Annotated in this window: 16 protein-coding genes, 1 tRNA gene, 3 pseudogenes and 1 riboswitch; of the genes and pseudogenes, 9 read left to right on the plus strand and 11 right to left on the minus strand. The window is 64.7% G+C overall.

The window, feature by feature from the left end:
* The first annotated feature begins 25 nt into the window (after positions 1-25).
* A tRNA-Ala gene (locus tag HD598_RS08600) sits at positions 26-98 on the plus strand.
* Between the two features lie 441 nt (positions 99-539).
* Here the strand turns inward: HD598_RS08600 and HD598_RS08605 are convergent.
* Positions 540-1,100: a hypothetical protein gene (locus HD598_RS08605; protein WP_183665210.1), complete on the minus strand. Its 561-nt coding sequence runs from the start codon at positions 1,098-1,100 to the stop codon at positions 540-542.
* Positions 1,101-1,163: 63 nt separating this feature from the next.
* Between HD598_RS08605 and HD598_RS08610 the strand changes: the two genes are divergently transcribed.
* Positions 1,164-1,763, plus strand: a complete 600-nt coding sequence (locus HD598_RS08610) for a TetR/AcrR family transcriptional regulator (protein WP_183665212.1) — start codon at positions 1,164-1,166, stop codon at positions 1,761-1,763.
* 162 nt (positions 1,764-1,925) lie between these two features.
* On the opposite strand, the gene HD598_RS08615 is transcribed toward HD598_RS08610, so the two are convergent.
* Positions 1,926-3,350 carry a heparan-alpha-glucosaminide N-acetyltransferase domain-containing protein gene (locus HD598_RS08615; protein WP_183665214.1) on the minus strand — a complete coding sequence of 475 codons (1,425 nt, stop codon included), beginning with the start codon at positions 3,348-3,350 and terminating at the stop codon, positions 1,926-1,928.
* Positions 3,343-3,849, minus strand: a complete 507-nt coding sequence (locus HD598_RS08620; protein ID WP_183665216.1) for a hypothetical protein — start codon at positions 3,847-3,849, stop codon at positions 3,343-3,345. The genes HD598_RS08615 and HD598_RS08620 overlap by 8 nt, the downstream gene beginning before the upstream one ends.
* 135 nt (positions 3,850-3,984) lie before the next feature.
* Here HD598_RS08620 and HD598_RS08630 point away from each other — a divergent pair.
* Positions 3,985-4,958 (plus strand): annotated as a pseudogene (locus HD598_RS08630) (IS3 family transposase); the annotation flags it as partial.
* 4 nt (positions 4,959-4,962) lie between these two features.
* Here HD598_RS08630 and HD598_RS08635 read toward each other — a convergent pair.
* Positions 4,963-6,360 (minus strand): IS30 family transposase, encoded by a 1,398-nt coding sequence (locus tag HD598_RS08635; RefSeq protein ID WP_183662820.1) that lies wholly within the window; start codon positions 6,358-6,360, stop codon positions 4,963-4,965.
* Positions 6,361-6,407: 47 nt separating this feature from the next.
* On the opposite strand from HD598_RS08635, the pseudogene HD598_RS08640 reads away from it, so the two are divergent.
* A pseudogene (locus tag HD598_RS08640) lies at positions 6,408-6,719 on the plus strand (integrase core domain-containing protein); the annotation flags it as partial.
* A gap of 139 nt (positions 6,720-6,858) precedes the next feature.
* On the opposite strand, the pseudogene HD598_RS13535 reads toward HD598_RS08640, so the two are convergent.
* A pseudogene (locus tag HD598_RS13535) lies at positions 6,859-7,050 on the minus strand (DUF4158 domain-containing protein); the annotation flags it as partial.
* Between the two features lie 68 nt (positions 7,051-7,118).
* Between HD598_RS13535 and HD598_RS08650 the strand changes: the two are divergent.
* The gene (locus tag HD598_RS08650) at positions 7,119-7,601 is read left to right on the plus strand and encodes a beta/alpha barrel domain-containing protein (protein WP_260170522.1); all 483 of its coding nucleotides are present in this window, start codon (positions 7,119-7,121) and stop codon (positions 7,599-7,601) included.
* A gap of 106 nt (positions 7,602-7,707) precedes the next feature.
* On the opposite strand, the gene HD598_RS08655 is transcribed toward HD598_RS08650, so the two are convergent.
* From HD598_RS08655 to HD598_RS08680, 6 genes are all read right to left on the minus strand, one after another.
* Positions 7,708-8,763 carry a type II glyceraldehyde-3-phosphate dehydrogenase gene (locus HD598_RS08655; RefSeq protein ID WP_002854314.1) on the minus strand — a complete coding sequence of 352 codons (1,056 nt, stop codon included), beginning with the start codon at positions 8,761-8,763 and terminating at the stop codon, positions 7,708-7,710.
* An 88-nt stretch (positions 8,764-8,851) separates the two neighbouring features.
* Entirely contained in the window at positions 8,852-9,535 is a 684-nt protein-coding gene (locus HD598_RS08660) for a DUF305 domain-containing protein (protein WP_002854313.1), read from the minus strand.
* A gap of 59 nt (positions 9,536-9,594) precedes the next feature.
* Positions 9,595-11,832 (minus strand): copper-translocating P-type ATPase, encoded by a 2,238-nt coding sequence (locus tag HD598_RS08665; RefSeq protein ID WP_144824176.1) that lies wholly within the window; start codon positions 11,830-11,832, stop codon positions 9,595-9,597.
* Between the two features lie 75 nt (positions 11,833-11,907).
* The gene (locus HD598_RS08670) at positions 11,908-12,237 is read right to left on the minus strand and encodes a heavy-metal-associated domain-containing protein (RefSeq protein ID WP_183665224.1); all 330 of its coding nucleotides are present in this window, start codon (positions 12,235-12,237) and stop codon (positions 11,908-11,910) included.
* A 97-nt stretch (positions 12,238-12,334) separates the two neighbouring features.
* A complete protein-coding gene (locus HD598_RS08675) occupies positions 12,335-13,480 on the minus strand; it encodes a sensor histidine kinase (protein ID WP_183665225.1) in 1,146 nt (381 codons plus the stop codon).
* Positions 13,477-14,145 (minus strand): response regulator transcription factor, encoded by a 669-nt coding sequence (locus HD598_RS08680; RefSeq protein ID WP_311538998.1) that lies wholly within the window; start codon positions 14,143-14,145, stop codon positions 13,477-13,479. The genes HD598_RS08675 and HD598_RS08680 overlap by 4 nt, the downstream gene beginning before the upstream one ends.
* A 232-nt stretch (positions 14,146-14,377) precedes the next feature.
* Between HD598_RS08680 and HD598_RS08685 the strand changes: the two genes are divergently transcribed.
* The 4 genes from HD598_RS08685 (at position 14,378) to HD598_RS08700 (ending at position 19,070) form a co-directional block, all read left to right on the plus strand.
* The gene (locus tag HD598_RS08685; protein ID WP_183665229.1) at positions 14,378-15,244 is read left to right on the plus strand and encodes a F510_1955 family glycosylhydrolase; all 867 of its coding nucleotides are present in this window, start codon (positions 14,378-14,380) and stop codon (positions 15,242-15,244) included.
* A 614-nt stretch (positions 15,245-15,858) separates the two neighbouring features.
* Positions 15,859-17,424: a multicopper oxidase family protein gene (locus HD598_RS08690; RefSeq protein WP_183665231.1), complete on the plus strand. Its 1,566-nt coding sequence runs from the start codon at positions 15,859-15,861 to the stop codon at positions 17,422-17,424.
* Positions 17,425-17,435: 11 nt separating this feature from the next.
* On the plus strand, positions 17,436-17,909 hold the full coding sequence (locus HD598_RS08695) for a histidine phosphatase family protein (protein ID WP_183665233.1): 474 nt from the start codon (positions 17,436-17,438) through the stop codon (positions 17,907-17,909).
* Between the two features lie 85 nt (positions 17,910-17,994).
* Positions 17,995-18,152, plus strand: a riboswitch (cyclic di-AMP (ydaO/yuaA leader).
* Positions 18,153-18,158: 6 nt separating this feature from the next.
* Positions 18,159-19,070, plus strand: a complete 912-nt coding sequence (locus HD598_RS08700) for a C40 family peptidase (protein WP_183665235.1) — start codon at positions 18,159-18,161, stop codon at positions 19,068-19,070.
* The last annotated feature ends 96 nt before the right edge of the window (positions 19,071-19,166 follow it).

Below are 19,166 nucleotides of genomic sequence, written 5' to 3' on the forward strand. Positions count from 1 at the left end.
AACGTATTCTCACGCCGAAAGGCGAGGGGCTTTAGCTCAGTTGGTAGAGCGTTTCGTTCGCAATGAAAAGGTCAGGGTTTCGACTCCCTTAAGCTCCACTTTTGTAATGTTCTGGGGCATCGTACTCAACGGTGTCTCAGGACATCTGTGTCTGAGCTGTTGGTGGGAGAGTCAACGAGAGTTGACTATTACAACTACTGTGGTTCAATCCAGAACGTCTTGGCTTTACACCGACGCACGCGTTGCCTCGGTCTGACACAAGACGGCGTGGAGTGGCGACGAGACAGATTTCAGTGCGGAAACCAATTGTCGGCCACCACACGTGTTTGCAAGGCACTCACTTCCATCCGCGGAACTAGTTTGCGCATTCGGAGACCTTCCGAAGAGTCGTATGGTTTCGCTAGGGGTTTGCCTAGCTTGGTATTTGAATCGATTCCTTTAAAGGGCCCGCATAGGACATGGATTTTGATGCCGGTGCTGTAAGCCTCGAGCTAAGTTGCCATGGGTGCAAGGCTGTTACTTGGTTCCCGTGGTGGGGTTTAGTCAGAAGGATGAGGGGTGTAGCCGGACGGTACTGCCACTTTGCGGGGCCAGATGGTGTAGCTGAGGGCCCAAATGAACTCAACCGTGACGACAATTCCAAGTATGCGGTACCACCCAGTGAGTGCTTCGGTGCGATTTGGGTCGTCAACCCACCAAGTGATGATCGCGAGGATTCCTGCTGCGATGAGAGCGGCCCCTAGGGTACGCGCGAAGTCACTCCAACACTGCTGGGTATGATCCCGCCCAGTTACTTTTATTGGAGCGGGGCCGTCGGCGAATCGGTGGGCGAAACGAGTATCTGCCCAAGCGATCATCCGGTGGCCGTAGGTCACGGAGAACCCGATGTAGAGTGCCGCCAGTCCGTGGTGCCAGGAAGCTGTGGCACCGGCGCCCAAATGCACGCTGACGGCGACCAGCAGCACTAGATCAATCAGTGGAGCGCACAGGAGCAGAGTCTTGCCAAGACGTTTGGCTTGGAGAATGTACCTGGCTGCCAGCCCAGCAAGTATGGCGATCCAAAAGCCAAGTTCGCAAGCGATGATAAGACCCAGAATCACGGCTTCCCCTTGTTGATACACCTGTGTTACCAAGTTATCACACAGGTGTGCCAAAATTCGTATATGCCTAAGTTGATCGACAAAGCGGTTCGCGAGCGCTGGGTCGGCGAGGCCGCTTGGCGTGTGGTTGTGCGCGACGGGATAACTAAGCTTTCGGTCCGCAACGTCGCCGCGGAGGCTGGTATAACCGCGGGTTCGCTCCGGTACCTTTTTCCGACGCAGGAGACCCTGCGCGCCTACGTGCTGGACCTTGTCCGTCAGAAGGTTGTTGATCGCATCGCTGCAACCCAGCCACGGCAATCGATTCGACTGACTGTAGATAGTTATTTTTCCCAACTCTTACCGCTCGATGCCGAGCGGCGGGTGGAGATGGAAGTTTTCCTTTCCGTTGGGGTCCTTGCGTTCACTGATCCGGTACTCCGACCTGCCTATGAACGGGCGCACCGGGACCTCCAAGAAGGATGCCGTCAAATACTCGCACTTCTCGCGACCGATCCCAGATATGCCGAGCTAGACCCGGAGGCTGAGACGGCACGCACCCACGCCATCATCGACGGGTTCGCCCTTCATCTCATCCGACAACATCAGGACGAGGACAACGACTGGGCCATGAAGGAACTTGCCCGACACCTTGATTCTCTTGCTACAGACATTGGCGTCTGATTCCGGCATTCTGTCCGGTAAAGGATCCGCGAACGGGCGATCATTTCCAAATTTTTAACGTATGAGCGGCCCCTTACTGTTGCAGCTCACACGTTAGAGGGACGCATTCAAGCCAACAGAGACATAGGTTGGGGGATGACGGTCTCTCACGCGGCGTCACGTCTAGTGTCGAGCTGCTTTTTGAGGTCTGGTCCGCTCTGGAATGAAGGCGGATCCGACGGCTTTCGATGCCCGTGAGACGAGCTTTTCCAGTGGACCGGGGCCGACGGTTAGTGCCCAGATGACTGCAAACGCCACAGCAAATGTCACTTGAGCTATGAACCAGAAGGCGGGATGGGGAGTCACGTCCACGATGCCGACCAGAATCAGGTGCATGGCGTAGAGCGTCAAGGTCATGTAACCCATATTCGCGAAGAAGGCAAGCCAGTTCATGAGGTATTTGCTCAGGAGCAGCACGAGGCCGAGGACGGCCATGGCAACTCCCAAGCTGAACGTCATGGCGAACGGAGTGTTGGAGTGCGGAGCGTCCACCGCGAGCCACCAATACGTGGTGGTGGGGTAGTAACTTTCCGGGCCGAAGATTTGAAGATCCCGGAAATCAGCCCGAGCCAGGTCCTTGGTGGCGTCAAAAATTGCTTCGCGGCCTCCTTGACGCGCCAGCAAAATGAAGGAAGTGATCTTGCTAAACACCGCTATGACGGTACCGACGATCACCATAGCGACCTGCGTACGCTCTCGGTGCAGCGATAAGCGACCCAAAGCGATGCCTACGCAAAGGTAGAGAGCCCACGTGACAATCGGGTAGGCACCTGTGAAGGTCAAGATGGTGAACACTTCGCTAGGGCGCGTGAAAAGATCCAGAATGGTGGGGTTTCCCGTGAAGGGATCGCCAACCAGATCATAGGCGCTGAAGACCAAGAATGGTCCTACCGAGGCAAATATGAGGGCGATGAGGATTAGCCAGCGGACGCGAAATAGCGTCAGAGGAATGGCGATGAAGAACATTAGTCCGTAATACGGCAAGATGTTCAGCACTCCTGAGGCCTCGCCCACCAAGTTGATGGTCATGCCGATGACCAAGAGGATGAGGGAACGAGTGGCAATCGAGACGAGCGCGCGTATGCGCTTGTCGCCTGTGTAGGGGCTTCGACCGCCCGTCATGAACGCGAGACTTACACCCGCAAGCAAGGCGAATAGTGCGGCGGCGTTGCCTGAGAAAATGGTCCAGATGGGCGTCGGGCTGCCCGAGTTTTCGTCAGAGCCAGGCAAAATGTGGATGATCACCATGCCGAGAAACGCCATGCCGCGTGCCACGTCAACGCCCAGCAAACGGGTTTGTGAGCGGTGACTATTGGCTTGGGATTTAGGTTTTTTTGATGTGGTTTCTATCAGGTGCCGTGCTTGGTAAGTGGAGGCCACTTCACTGAATTGCGTGCCGTTGCCATGGGAGAAGGGCCGAACGTCGGCATTGGTTTCCTCAACGGGTGCGGGTCCGTCTTCACCCACCCAAATGGAGCGCGCGGGCCGTGCGCCTGGGCGCGGGTGGACCGGAAGCAGTTCGGTGTCAGGGTTGGAATCATCAGCCATGGTGTGTCACCTCCTTCTCGTTGAGTCGTTGGGCGGGGTTGCCGGCCCAGTAGCCGTCCGGTGGAATCACTTCTTGGCGAAGGACCAATGAAGCGGGTCCTACGGTGCTTCGGGCTTCAATTTCGGAGCCGGGAAGCATGAATGAGTTCGGGCCGAGGGTGGCGCCGTCGTGGACGAAGACGCGTTCCATGGACATGACACGGTCTTGAAAGAGATGTGTTTGGAGTACCGTGCCACGGTTGATGGTGGCACGTTCGCCGATGTTGACTAGGTCAAACTCAGGTAGCCACCAAGTTTCCACCCACGCACCGCGACCGATTTTGACGCCCATTAAGCGTTGGTATGCGTTGAATAGCGGTGAGCCAAGGGCGTGACGCAAGAAGTGAGGGACAGCTAGCTGTTCCACGAACACGTCAACGAGTTCTCCGCGCCATACGAAGGAGCTAAAGAGCGGCCGGTCACCAACGGGGTAGTACCCGATAAGGGTCCATTTCAGCACTAGGGGGATGAGTGTGAGGATGGCGGCTCCGGCGAGAGCATATAGCGAGGCGATCAGCGCGGCATCCAGTAATCCGTCAAGTGAAGCGTCCTAGGTTTGATGCCGCTCCTGTTTGAGTCTAGGAGAATGAGCAGTATGTCTAAGATCATCGATCCGGAAGTGAAAGCGCGCGCCGTGCGTCTTGTCACGGAGCACTCGCCGGAGTATCCGTCGTTGACGGCCGCGGTCACGGCTGTAGCGAAGCAGCTCGGTGTGGGGAAGGAGTCGTTGCGTCGTTGGGTGATCCAAGCCCAAGTCGATACCGGCGAACGCGGAGGCGTCACAACGAACGAGCAGTCTGAGATCAAGCGGCTCAAGGCCGAGAACCGGCGGCTGCGAGAAGACGTGGCGATCCTTCGAGCGGCAACAACTTTCTTCGCGGGGGAACTCGAGACCCGCAACCGTTGATGGCTGCGTTCATTGATCAGATGAACGCAGCTGGGTTCGCGGTCGAGTCGATCTGCCGGGTCTTGCGCGAGCAGGGCTACCAGATCGCCGCGAGAACCTACCGCTACTGGAAACAGGGTGCGGTGGCGGCCAGAACGATGACCGACGCGCTCGTGGTCGACAAGGTCCGCGACCTGGCATGGACCACCACTGCGTCCGGGCAGCGCACGATGACGCCCGAGGGCCTCTACGGGCGGCGGAAAATGACCGCACTGGTGCGCCGTCAGCCCGGTTTCGTGAACGTTTCCGCAGGGGCTGTTGATCGGGCGATGACCCTTCTGGGGCTCGCTGGGGTACGCCGGGACAAGGGAATCCGCACCACGATACCGGCCAAAGACGGCACTCGGGCCGGTGACCTGCTCGACCGGGATTTCACCGCCCCACGGCCAGACCACACCTGGGTCATGGACTTTACCTACATGAGGACCTGGGCAGGATTCTGCTACGTCGCGTTCATCGTTGACGTGTTCTCGCAACGCATTATTGCCTGGCATGCCGCTACCAGCATGCACACGAATCTGGTGCTCATCCCATTACGGATGGCCGTGTGGCAGCGTGAGCGAGACGGCCACCCGATCCAGCCCCGTTCGTTGCGGGCCCACTCCGATGCCGGGTCCCAGGGTGAATTCAATCGGTGGTAGCAACACTCGGTTGTTGTACTGATTCTAGATAATCTTCGAACGCTTCAGCTGGGGTTCTCCATCCCAGGGTCTTTCGCGGCCTGGTGTTGAGGGTGTGAGCGATGGCTGCGACTTCTTCAGCGCCCCATCGTGAGAGATCGGTGCCTTTGGGGAAGTATTGCCGTAGCAGCCCATTGGTGTTCTCGTTCGTGCCGCGTTGCCAGGGGCTACGTGGGTCTGCGAAATAGACTGGTACTCCAGATTCGACGGTGAACTGAGAATGAGCTGAGAGCTCTTTGCCTCGATCCCAGGTGAGTGACTTTCGCAGATGCTCGGGCAGTTCCGCAACAGTCTTCGACAACGCGTTTTTCATGCTCACTGCCCCGTACCCGGCTAAAGGAGGACCGTTCTTCTTCCGCGGGAGGGTGCCGTAGCCTTGTTCGCGAGGCAGATGGACAAGCATGGTGAACCGTGTGGTGCGCTCGACCAGCGTGCCGACTGCCGAGCGATTGAGTCCAATGATCAGGTCACCTTCCCAATGGCCTGGCACGGCTCGGTCTTCGACCTCGGCGGGCCGTTGGCTGATAATGACCTTCTCATCGACATGGGCCCATGATTTCGCCTGCGCTCGGGCACGCGGGACCCGAAGGGCGCGGCCGGTGCGCAAGCAGGTCACCAATTCACGCTTCAGAGCACCACGGCCCTGAATGTAGAGAGCCTGGTAGATAGCTTCGTGCGAGATCCGCATGGACTCATCCTCAGGGAAGTCAACCTTCAGCCGATGGGAGATCTGCTCAGGACTCCAGCCTTTCACCCATCGGCGATCCCCGCGATGAGGCTTATTTCTGCCCTTCCACACAGCCTCATCAGGCCCATCAATCACCTGTCCGTCAGCAGCGGTGACTTTTCCCGCCAGTCGGTCCTGAACGTAGTCCCGCAACCTGGGATTACTCACCAGCTTTGCAGTCTTGGGCCGCTGAGCGAAGACCTCCGACTTCCATTGAGCAACTGAGGCTCGATAGTCCAACTTCCCGCCTCGGGTGGCCGCGTTACGCCGTAACTCTCGTGAAATCGTAGAAGGACTCCGTCCTAGACGACGAGCTATTTCGCGAACACCGATTTCTTGGGCTCGCAGCAGAGCGATCTCCTCACGCTCTTGGAAGGAAAGGTACCGGGAAGAGACCTTCGAGGACATAAACAGCGGCATACCACCACGATTGCGGAACCATCGAGCACCAACGGCTTGAGACACACCAGTGGCCTCTGCTGCCTTCTCAGAGGTGATCCCGGTGGCGATGTGCTTCCAGAACTCTCGTTCGACCTCCTGACGATGAGACGGAGCCCCCGGCGACTTCATCGCTGAACGGCCTGTGAACTGCCGCACCCATGCTGATGGTCTTCCCATTGCATACCTCCACGATCAAGGTGTTGCTACGACCAGTTGAATCCGGGCAGTACACGTCGCTGCTCTACACCGAGCGCCTTGCGCTCGAGCAGATCCAGCCCTCGATCGGGTCCGTCGGGGACGCTTACGATAATGCGCTCATGGAAAGCATCAACGGCCTTTACAAGGCCGAGTGCATCCGCACCACGATCTTCCACTCAGCTCCTTACAAAACCCTCGCCGACGTCGAATACGCCACCGCCGGCTGGATCGATTGGTACAACAACCGACGCCTCCACTCCAGCTTGGGATATATTCCCCCTATGGAGTTCGAAACCGCCCACTACGCGACCCTCAACCGAGAGCCGCAACCCGCATGAAAGCGGCAAAAAACCTAGTGCGCTTCAATGAGAATTTCGTGCCCGCGCCAGACGCCAGAGTCCACCATCCCTGCAAATTCCCTGCGCCCACTGGCAAGAGCCGCAGAGGTAGGCTTCCAGCCCGCCTCGGGGACGCGGCCCCCAGGAACCGCGCTGTCCCAACCTGAAGCGCAAAACCGAGCCGATTATGCTCACCGCGACGCTCAGCAATCCCTTCCAGGTCAGCCGCGTCGAGATAGAAGAACTGCTCCAGCTCCGCCGGAGATGGTTCGCCTACGAACCGCCCGAACACCACCGTTTGTTCCTCGGTCAAATATTGATCAGTCGGCATATCACCACGCTACCTCGCGCCCGAGCAGGGCTTAGCGCTCAATCCGTCCCCATTACTACCAAGACCCCATGTTCGGGACGAAGATGCGCTCGGTCATCAAGCTGCCCGGGGACGGGGTGGGCTCCGTCGTGGAGCAGCAGTTCGGGCTCGCCCGTCAGATCCTCGTTACCGGGCTGGTGCCCATCATCGAGCCCGAGGTGGATATCCGCAGCCCCCGCAAGGCCGAGGTGGAGGACCAGCTCAAGGCGGCAATCCTCGCCCAACTGGACAAGCTCGGAGACGACCAGTCGGTCATCCTCAAAGTGACGCTGCCGGAGGGGGCGGACTTCTACCGCGAGTTCGTGGACCATCCCCGAGTGATCCGCGTCCTGGCCCTGTCGGGCGGCTATACCCGGGCCCAGGCCACCACCCTGCTGGCCCGCAACCACGGCGTGATCGCCAGCTTCTCCCGCGCCCTGACCGAAGGGCTGAGTACGGCCCAGAGCCCAGCGCAGTTCAATGCGGTGTTGGATGAGGCCATCAACGCGATCGCGACGGCCTCTCGCACCTGACCGGAGGCCATAGGACCGCTGCGGTAGTCCGCGGCCGCCGAAGCGGTGTCCGACCACCCCCCATTCCTGGGGCCGGGCACCGCCTCAGCGGCGTCTGCCGCGCAGTTCAACGGGCAGCCACCGAGGAGCGCACGAAGTCCTGGCGCACCCCCAAGGCGCGGTCGGTGCGCCGGATGGACTCGCCGCCGTCGTCGACGGTTCCGGTGAGGGCCCGGATCGCGTCGATGTTCTCGGGGACGACGATCGCCTGGTTGTCCACCGTGTAGGTGTAGTACAGCTCGTTGCCGTCCACGGTGAGGATGTCTTCCCAGAGGGCCACCTCATACATATCACCCCGGGGCCGGCCCAGGTCCTCCATGAGTTCCACGGTGCTATTGACCGCCACGACGCCGTCCGAGCGCCGGACGAAGGCGATCCGCGGCATCGCCCGGAACGCCTCCAACACCTCCTGCTTTTCGGCCGGGCGGGTGAGCTCGATCGTCCAGTAGTGCAGGTGGTTCTGAGTGTGGGCTCCCTTGGCGGCCATGGTGACCACGTCCAGGTCCGGGACCACCGACTGGGCGTCGGGCCCCTGATGGCTGGGGATTCGGCCCTCGGGGACGATGGTGTTCATGATCCCGGAATGGTCCGATTCCCACGGATCGGTGGCCCGGCGGATGAGCACCCCCCGGGCCTTGGACAGCAGTCCGACGTCCTTCAGCGCGGTAAGGGCCCGGACGGTGGCGGTGGTATTGCAGGACACCACCCGGGTGCTGTCCCGGCCCAGGGCGGTGGCGTAGTTGGCGTGGGCGACGAAGGAGTGGCCGGTGAGATCGTGCTTCTCCCCGCCCTGGAACACGGATTTGACCCCGTGGGCACGGTAGAGCTCCAGGTTGCCGGCGCCCACCTGGGCCGGGGTGCAGTCCACCACGACGTCAACGTTCTCGAGCAGGTCGTGCAGGCCTCCGACGACGGGAAGGCCGGCATCCGCCATCACCGGTAGGGCCTGCTCGGTAGAGGCGTAGACGGGGATACCCTTCCCGGCCGCAGTCGCGATCCGGTAGTCAGCGATGACGTCACTGACTCCCACCAGCGCCATGTCCTCCTGGGCCCGGACCGCGTCGGCGACGCGTTTGCCGATGACCCCGTACCCGTTCACCGCGACCTTGATCTTGTCCTGCATGCTCGTCTCCTTTCCTGGAGGACCCGTTCCGGTTTCGGGGTCTATCGCCAGCCGCGTCTCACCGGATGCCCGCAGCGGACGACGGTGCTCAGAGCTTGTCGAGCATCTGTTGCATTTCGGTGATCTCGGCCTCCTGGTCGGCGATGACCTGCTCGGCGAGCTGCACGGCCTGCGGGTTCTGGCCGTCCTTGGCCTCGTCCTTGGCCATGTCCACGGCGCCCTTGTGGTGGGCGGTCATCTGCTCCAGGTACAACCGGGCGGCCTCGGTGCCCTGGGCCTGGTCGAGGGCGGTCATGTCCTCCTCGGACATCATCCCGGACATCCCGCCGTGGTCCATGCCCTCCATACCGTCCATGCCGTCCGTGTCCACGGGGTCTTGGCCCCAGGCGGTGAGCATGGAGTTCATGCGCTTGATCTCCGGCCCCTGGGCGTCGATGACCTTCTGGGCGAACGCGGCCACCTCCGCCGGGACGTCATCCTTGGCCAGCAGCATCTCGCTCATCTCAACGGCCTGCTGGTGGTGCGGGATCATCATTTGGGCGAACATCACGTCCGCGTCGTTGTGCTCGGCGGAGACCTCCTCAGCCGAACCGGTCGCCGTGGTGGACGGTGTCGCGGTGGCCGTGGCCGCAGGGGTGGCGGCCGGGGCGGAGCTGGTCGCAGTGGCCGAGGCCTCAGCGCCGGCGTTCTCGTCCTGGGCGCCGGTGCCGCAGGCGGTCAAGGTCAGGGCGGAGGCCAGGGCCAGGGCGGTCAGCGTCATGGTGCGTTTCATGGTGGGTCCTTCCATAGTGGGTTGAGGGTTCATATCAGAGTTCGCGCCAAGAGGCGCGATCAGGAGGTCGCGGGTTGAAGGGCAGCCTCCGGCCGGGGGGCGCCGAGGGGGGCCAGGTGGCCCGGGTCCAGGTTGATCCGGCGCAGCAGTTGGGCGTTGAGGGCGACCACGATGGTGGAGGCGGACATCAGGATCGCGCCCACCGCGGGGGAGAGCACGAACCCGATCGGGGCGAGCACGCCGGCGGCCAGCGGCACGGCGAGCACGTTGTAGCCGGTGGCCCACACCAGGTTCTGGATCATCTTGGTGTAGCTGGCCTGGGAGAGCTCGATCATCGACAGCACCGCGCGGGGGTCGTTGCTGGCCAGCACAACGCCGGCGGACTCCATGGCCACGTCGGTGCCGGCGCCGATGGCGATGCCGACCTCGGCCCGCGCCAGTGCCGGGGCGTCGTTGACGCCGTCGCCCACCATGGCCACGGACAGTCCCCGGGACTGCAACTCGGTGACCTTGGTGTCCTTGTCCTGGGGGAGGACCTCGGCGAAGACCTCGTCGATGCCCAGGTCCGCCCCGACGGCCTCGGCGACCTGGCGGGCATCGCCGGTGATCATCGCGACCTTGATGCCGCGGGCGTGCAGGGCGGCCACGGCGGCCCGGGACTCGGGACGGACCTTGTCCTCCACGGCGACCGCGCCGATAACGGACCCCTCGCGCAGCACGTGCAACACCCCGGCCCCGCGCGCGGTCCAGGAGGCGGTGTGCTCAGTGATCTCCGCCGGCATGGTCAGGTTAAGCTCGCGCAGCATGTTCGGGCCCCCGACGAGGATCTCGGAGCCGTCCACGGTGGCGCGCACCCCGCGGCCCATGGCAGCACTGAAGTCCGTGCCGCGCTTGCGCAACGTGCTGGCCTGCGGGTGCTGCCCGGCGGCGGTGACGATGGCCCGGGCCACGGGGTGCTCGCTGTCAGCCTCGGCCGCGGCGGCCACCGCCAGCAGTTCTGCCTCGGACACGCCGGGCATCGCGGTGACGGCGGTGACGACGTGGGCGCCCTCGGTCAGGGTGCCGGTCTTGTCGAACAGGACCACGTCGATGGTGCGCATCCGCTCCAGGGCCATCCGGTCCTTGATCAGGACCCCGGACTTGGCGGCCTTCTCCGTGGAGAGGGCGATCACCAGCGGGATGGCCAGGCCCAGGGCGTGCGGGCAGGCGATGACCAGCACGGTCACGGTGCGGGTGACCGCGTCGGTGGGCTGGCCGATCGCGGTCCACACGATCGCGGTGATGATCGCCGCGACCAGGGCGAACCAGAACAGCAGGGCCGCCGCCCGGTCGGCCAACGCCTGGGCGCGGGAGGAGGATTCCTGGGCGTCGGCGACCATCCGCTGGATCCCGGCCAGGGTCGTGTCGGTCCCGACGGCGGCCACCTTCACCCGCACGGTGTTGTCGGTGGCCACGGTCCCAGCGACCACCGTGTCCCCGGCCTGGCGCAGCACGGGCTTCGACTCCCCGGTGATCATCGCCTCGTCGAACTCCGCGGCGCCCTCGAGGATGGTCCCGTCGGCCGGCACCCGGGCCCCGGCCCGCACTAGCACCACATCGCCCACGGCCAACTCGGTGATCGGCACGGTGATGGTATCACCGTCCACGACCTTCTCGGCCTCCTCCGGCAGCAGCGCCGCCAGCGCGTCCAAGGCGGAGGAGGCCGCGCCCAGGGCGCGCATCTCCATCCAGTGGCCCAGCAGCATGATGACCACCAGCAGCGCCAGCTCCCACCAGAAGTCCAGCATCAGGTCCCCGATGCCCAGGGTCGTGACCCAGGAGGCGACGAAGGCCACCGTGATGGCCATCGCGATCAGCAGCATCATCCCGGGCTGGCGGGCGCGCAACTCGGTCAGCCCGCCCTTCAGGAAGGGCATGCCGCCATAGAGGTAGATCACGGTGCCCAGCACCGGGGCGATCCACGCCGAGCCCGGGAACTCGGGGACGTGGTAGCCCAGCAGCTGCCCGACCATGTGGCTGAAGAACACCACCGGGATGGAGAGCACCAGTGAGACCCAGAACCGGTTCTTGAACATCGCGGTGGAATGCCCGGCGTGCTGACCGTGGTCGTGGACCTGGTGGTCCTCGTCCAGGGCCGAGTGGGCGTGACCCTGCGGCATGGCCTGACCGTGGGTGGCCGCGTCCGCGGGGTGGTGGGCGGCATGGTCGGTGTGGTTGGCGTGGCCGGCGTGGGGGTTCGGGTCTGGGTGTTCGGCGGTCTGGTCGGTGGGGTGATCGTGGTGGTGCGGTGTGCTCATGGTGTTCCTTCTGCTCGGCGGTCTGTTCGGCGACCGGCTCGGCGGTGGGGCGCCGACCTCGAGGGGATGGGTCGGTTAGATCCGGACGCGGTAGCCGGCCGCTTCGATGGCGGTCCGCACGGAGTCCGCGGAGGCGGGCCCGGTCACGGTGACGGGGGAGGCCCCGCCGGCGACCAGTTCGACCCGGACATCGTCCACCCCGTCCAGGGCGCTCACGGCCTCGGCGACGGAGCCCACGCAGTGTCCGCAGGTCATGCCCTCCACCTGGTAGGTCGCGTCGCCGGCGCTCGTCCCGGTTGGGCCGGCACTCTGGCGCCCGGCGGGGGCGGTGGCGTCGGCGGCTGGGGCGCAGCACGAGCAGCCGTTGGTGGCCCCCGGCAGCGGGGTGCGGGCGGATTCGGTCATGACGGTCTCCTTCAGGTCTGAGGGCGGCGCCGGACGGCGCCTCTCCTCTTAGTATATACCCCCCGGGGGTATCATTCAAGGGGTGGAGCGCCGGTGTTCACGGTGGATAAACGGGTGCGCCGGTAGGTGGGCTGGTCGGGGGGGGCTGCTTGGTGGGCAGGTCGATGGTGAATGTCGCCCCGGCCGTGGTGGAGGTGGCGCTCAGGGTGCCGCCGTGGGTCTGGATGAGAGCTCGGGAGATGGCCAGGCCGACCCCGGAGCCGCCGTGGTCACGGTCGCGGGCGGTGTCCCCGCGGTAGAAGCGTTCGAAGACGTGCGGCAGGTGCTCGGGAGAGATCCCCTCCCCGGTGTCGGTGACGCTGAGCGTGACCCCGGACGGGCTTTGTCGGGCCTCGAGGGTGACCCGGCCCCCGGCCGGGGTGTGGCGCAGGGCGTTGGTGAGCAGGTTGCCCAGGACCTGGCCCATGCGCTGGCGGTCCACGTCCACGACCAGGCCCGGATCGGCGTCCATGGTCAGGGCCACGCCCTTGGTGGCGTAGGCCTCCTTGTGGGCCTCGGTCGCGGCATGCAGCAGCCCGCTGACCCCTTGGGGGCTGCGGTCCAGTTCGATCCGGCCCTCCTCGGCGCGGGAGACGTCGTTGATGTCCTCCACCAGCCGGGTCAACCGGGCCAGCTGCTCGCCCATCAGCTCACCGGTGGGCTCGTCCCAGTGGGACACCCCGTCTTGCAGGGCCTCGTGGTAGACGGTCAGCACGGAGACGGGGGTGCGCAGCTCGTGGGCCAGGTCCGAGAGCATCCGTCGACGGGTGTCCTCGGTGCGCTGAAGCCGTGCGGCCATGGTGTTGAAAGACCCTGCCAGCTCCTCCACCTCGGTGCCGGCGCCTATGGCCGGCACGCGGGTGTCGTACCGTCCACCGGCCATGGCCTTGGCCGCCTGGGTCAGGGCGTTGATCGGACTCTGGATCCGGCGGGCGACATGCCAGGTCAATGCCAGACAACAGATCAAGGCCGTGGCCAGAGCCACGCCCAGGGTCCAGAAATTGGCGTCCCGGTAGGCCTGCTCCACGTGCAGCACCTGGGCTGCATCGTGTCTGGCCCCGGCCTGTTCCAGGTGCTCGTGGAACAGTGGTGGGCCGGCCAGGGAGGCCACCACCACCGCGGCCAGCACGCTGGCCCCCACCACCAGCAGCTGGGCGAGGAAGAACCGGGCCGCTAATCCTTGGTAGCGCCGCCGGCCGGTCATTGCTCCGCCATCCGGTAGCCGACCCCGCGGACGGTGTCGATATAGCGGGCCGGGTCCGCGTCGAGCTTGCGGCGCAGGTTCTTGATGTGCACGTCCACGAGCCGTTCATCGCCCACCCAGGCCGGGTCCCATACGATATCGATCAGCTGGCGCCGGGAGAAGGCCTGGTGCGGGCGCCCCGACAAGGCGGCCAGCAGGTCGAACTCCGTGCGCGTTAGTTGCACCACCTGGCCCGACACGCGGGCCTCGTGGGCGGCCAGGTCGATGACCAGGTCACCGCAGACCCGTTCCGGTTCGGGGGCTGACACCGTTGTGCGCGGCCGGCGCATGACCGCCCCCACCCGGGCGACCAGCTCCCGGACGCTGAAGGGTTTGGTGATGTAGTCATCGGCCCCCACCGCCAATCCCTCCAACCGGTGGTGCTCATGGCCGCGGGCGGTGAGCATCAGCACATAGCACTCGGAGAAGGCCCGCACCCGCCGGCACACCTCGATCCCGTCCAGCCCGGGCAGGCCCAGGTCCAGGACCATCACGTCGGGCTCGTGAACCCGGGCGGCCTGCACTGCGGCCGGGCCGGTGTGGGTGAGGGCCACCTCGTAGCCGGCCCGCTCCAGGTAGGTGGCCACCATGCGCGCCAGCGGCTTCTCGTCATCGACCACCAACACCCGGCCGGCCGCCGGACCAGTCCCAGTGTCAGTCCCAGTGTCAGTCCCAGTGCCAGTGCCAGTGCCAGAGTTCATGGGTCCAGTCTCGCTCTGTCTCGCGCCCCGGCGGCTCAGAACGGTGCCGGGTCGGGGAATCTTCATCGAATCTTCAAGGCAAACCGCCCCATCCCGGCGCGTCACCGGCCGACAATGGTAGATAGCCCCGCCTTTTGGCCCGGGGCGGAAAGGCTCCATGACCCCCCTGACCCGCAGAACCCTGATCGCCGGCGGGCTGACCCTGCTCGGCGCTGGCACCCTCACCGCCTGCGCCGCGCCGAACCCCGCGACATCCCCGGCGGCCGGCACCGGCACGCAGGGCACCAGCACGGCCATCACCCACGTCCATGCCCTCACCCGGGACCCCGAGTCCGGTGAGGTGCTGCTGGCCACCCACCAGGGCCTGTTCCGGCTCCAGGACGGGGAGCTGACCCAGGTCGGTCCGGTCGTGGACTTCATGAGTTTCACCCTGACTCCCGAGGGCCGCTACCTGGCCTCGGGTCACCCCGCGCCGCGCACCGACCTGCCCGAGCCGCTGGGCCTGGCCGAGTCCACCGACCGGGGCCAGAGCTGGACGGTGCTCTCCCGCGGCGGCGCATCCGATTTCCACGCCCTGGCCGCCGGCCCGAACGGGGTCCTCGGCTTCGATGGGCAACTGCGCGCCAGCACCGACGGCCTCACCTGGCAGAGCCTTGAGATCCCCGTCGCCCCGGCATCGCTGGCGATCTCCCCCCAAACCGGGACCGTGCTGGCCACCACCGAAACCGGCATGTTCCGCTCGACCGACCACGGCGCGACCTGGACCATCCTGGACACCCCCCAGCTGATGCACCTGGTCGCCTGGGCCGATGACACCACCGCCGTGGGCGCCGGCACCGAGGGACACCTGCTGACCAGCACCGACGCCGGCGACACCTGGACCGCCAGCGACCGCCCTGTCGGCACGGCCACCGCCCTGGGAACGGGCATCACCGACGACGGGCAGACCGAAGCACTGCTGGTCGTCGGCTCGACCGTGCTGTCCACCACGGACGGCGGGAACACCACCGAATCGCTGCTGTGACCTCCTCCCGCCGCCCCCCTGTCCGACTGGCCCGCCCTTCGAACCGTTCTGGGCACCCTCGTGTTGATCCTGGGCCTGCTCGGGATGCACGCTGGTACGGGCACCAGCGCGGCTTGGGCCGCCACCGGTACGGCCACCGCCACAACTGTTCATCACCTCGGGCCGGGGGCCATCGGTCCGGCCGGCATGGTGCCCGAGGTCGTGCTCCCGGCCGAGCCTGCCGGGGATGAGGCAGCCGACCCCCGGGCTGCCGGTCTGTGCCCTGGAGGCCGTGGACGATACCTGCGCCTCGGCCCTGACCAAGGCACCTGTCGTGTCCCACTTGGCCTCCCGGGCCCTCCTGCCTAGCCCCGGTGGGGGACTGACCGCACCACCCCTGCCCTGGGTTGCCCATTTCCGGCCCCCGTGGACCCTTCACTGGCTCAACTGGCCATCAGCCGCACCTAAAGCCCCCGGCCGCGCCCCACCGGTGAGCGCAGGGTCCGCCAATACCTCCGGGTGACAGCGGCACGCAGCCCCGGTACGCCACCGGCCTCACCCAGCAACTGATCAGCCATGCCCGGCCCCGTCGCGCCCGCCTGCGACACGGGGCCGGATGACGGAAAGAAGAACCGATGACCTCCTCACTGACCACCCGCCGCACCTTCCTGGGCGCCTCCGTCGGGGCCCTGGCGCTGGCCGGGCTGGCCGCCTGCGCCGATCCCGCCATCAGCCCCCAACCGTCAGGGCGCATCCTGCCCACCGACCCGCTGGTCGCCGAGTACGAGAAACGACGCGCCGCCTCGGGCACCACCGTCACCCACCGGCTCTCCGCCGCACCCCTCGAGACCTCCCTCCAGGGTCGGGGCCTGACCACCTGGGGATACAACGACGGCCTCAACGGGCCGCTGCTGCGCGCCCAGACCGGGGACCTGCTCAAGGTCAGCGTCGCCAACGACCTGCCCGAGGACACGAGCGTGCACTGGCACGGGCTGGCCCTGCGCAACGACGCCGACGGAGTCCAGGGGGTGACCCAGGACCCCATCGCCGCCGGAGGACGCTATACGTACGGCTTCCGGCTGTCCCATCCGGGCACGTACTGGTACCACTCCCACTTCGACACCCAGCGCGAACGCGCCCTGTACGGGGCCCTGATCGTCGAGGACCCCAACGAGCCCCTCAGCTACGACCAGGAATGGGTCGTGATCCTGGACGACTGGCTCGACGGGATCACCGGAACACCGCAGGACGTCGTCGAGGAACTCTCCGCCGGGATGGACATGTCCGGCGACATGGAGGGCATGGCCGGCATGGCGGGCATGGACCACGGGTCCATGAGCCAGGACAGCTCCTCGGGCATGCCCATGAAGCACATGCTCATGGGCGCTGAGAGCGACTATCTGGGCGGGGACGCCGGCGACGTGAAGATCCCCGTGCACCTGTTCAACGGCCGCCCCCCATCCGACCCGGACACCTTCTCCAGCACCCCGGGCAACCGGATCCGCCTGCGCTTGATCAACGCGGCCGGAGACACCGCCTACCGGGTCGGGATCCCCGGCCAGGAACTGACCATCACCCACACCGACGGGTTCCCGGTCCAGCCCCGCCAGGCCGATGCCGTTGTCCTGGGGATGGGCGAACGCCTGGACGTGCTGATCACCCTCGGCGACCAGGCGGTGCCCGTACTGGCCCTGCCCGAGGGCAAGACCGGCCACGCCTACGGCATCATCGCAGCCGGTCCAAAGACCACGCTCTCCGGTCGGCTCCCGCAGACCCTGGGCGGAACCGTGCTCGATGGCAGCCGACTGAAGGCACACGAATCCGTCCTGCTCCCACCCAAGGACCCGACCAGGACCCACGAGGTACGCCTCACCGGATCGATGATGGAGTACGACTGGGGCATCAACGGGCGACGCTTCGACCCGGCCAACCCCTTCGAGGGCGCCTTCGAACTCCGGTTGAACGAACGCGTGCGGGTCACGATGACCAACGACACCGACATGTGGCACCCCATGCACCTGCACGGCCACACCTTCCAGCTGGCCGACCATGGCGCCCGCAAGGACACGGTCATCATCAAACCCCGGCAAACCATCGTCTTCGACTTCGAGGCGGACAACCCGGGCCAGTGGCTAACCCACTGCCACAACGCCTACCACGCCGAGGCCGGGATGATGGGCGTCTTCTCCTACCTCAAGTAGGACAGGGATCGGTGCAGTTGACCTCCGAGGCCCTGGACCCGAACATCGTAATCGATGATCGAATCATCGAGGCTGCGAACCGTTTTGAGGGACTATACAGAATTATGCGACGACCGCAGAAACCACCGTCCTGTGTCATCAATCCATTTCGTCCATCCTGGGGGGAGCCCTATCGGGGCCAGGTTGAACGACTGATGGCCGTCATTGTTGAACACCGCGATCGTGCGGTGGAACTTGGCGGCCGCGAGGCGGAAGCTATTTTGGTCAGCCACCAGCTGCCAATCTGGTTAACGCGCCGTTCAGCCGCGGGCAAGGCCCTGTGGTACGACCCGCGGAAACGCGAGCGCACTCTCACCTCCGTGACTAGCCTGGACTTTGAAGCTGAAAGTCTAGTCACAGACCGATATACAAAACCCCAAGAGTCAAACTGCATCTCCAGACGTTATCAAAAAGATATTGCTTCGTTATCGGAATGTGACTTTTGAGGGGTTTTTGCTGTAGGTTTTTCTTTTACCGGGCTCCATTGGAGTCTGTCACCCCGGATGGATTGCCGAGCGCTGCCACCATGTCGGGGACCGTTCGCTTATGTACTGGCAGTGGCGGGGGACCCATCTTCGGGTCCATCAGGACCCTAGGGGTTAAGTCCTCATGCCGATCTTCGGTGTGCAGGACCGAGTGACTCCCACTCGAACCCGACAGCTTACCCCGCAGGCATTGGGAGAGGTATACACATCATGTCCATTCGTCATGCCCACGCTCGCCACCGAGCAACACCGGTCCGCCGCAACCCCATGGAAACGCTCTCGAAGGCCGTTTCCTTCAATGCCGGTACCTTCGGTCGCCAAGCAATCATTGTTGTCGCAGCTTCCGGTCTAGCACTGGGATTGGCGGCCCCCAGCCAAGCCCAGCAGCTGCCCAGCAGTGCCCTTTCGGTGCCCACGTACGCCTCCTCCGGTGACAGTGCCAGCATCAGCGCGACAACGGCGCCTAAATCCGGGACCTACAAGTCCACCCGCGCCTCCGTTACCTCCAGTCCGGCTCCGCGTTCGGGTGCGACGCACTCCCATCACACCCATGCAGCCCCACCGGTGACTTCACGGGCAGGACATTCCCATGCGGCTTCCAAGGCCTCAACCTCCGGGGCCCAGGGTGCCGCCACGACTCGGCACACCCATCCTTCGGCCGCCGGGTCCAGCATTCAGCCAACCGCCAGCACCGTCACCGTCACCCCGCAGTCGGGGGCTTCAAAAGCAGCAGAAGACCAGGGCTCAGCGGTGAAGACCGCCTCCAGCGGAAAATTGGGTAATATCGCCAGCATGGCTCTGTCGTACAAGGGTGCCCCGTATGTCTGGGGTGGAGACAGCCCCGCCGGGTGGGACTGCTCGGGGTTCATTCAGTACGTCTATGGCAAGGCCGGCATCAGCCTGCCGCACAACACCACGGCCATCCGTACCAGCGGAAAGTTCGTCAAAACCAGCAACCCCAAGCCCGGAGACCTGGTCTACCAGAACAACGGAAGCCATGCCGGTATCTACATCGGCAATGGAAAGATCATCGGCGCCCAGAACCCCAGTGTGGGCACCGTCATCCGCGACGCGGACAGCCCGTACGGCCCCCTTATGGGCTATTACACCTTGGCCAGCTAAATAGAGCTTAGAGTTGCGTGGCCCCATTCGATTCTCTTGGATGGGGCCACACTTGCTTCCCGTTGAACGACCGTCTTACGGGACGTCGGCGGTTCA

Origin of the sequence: Neomicrococcus aestuarii (assembly GCF_014201135.1) — a bacterium.
In the GTDB taxonomy this organism is placed as follows: domain Bacteria; phylum Actinomycetota; class Actinomycetes; order Actinomycetales; family Micrococcaceae; genus Neomicrococcus; species Neomicrococcus aestuarii.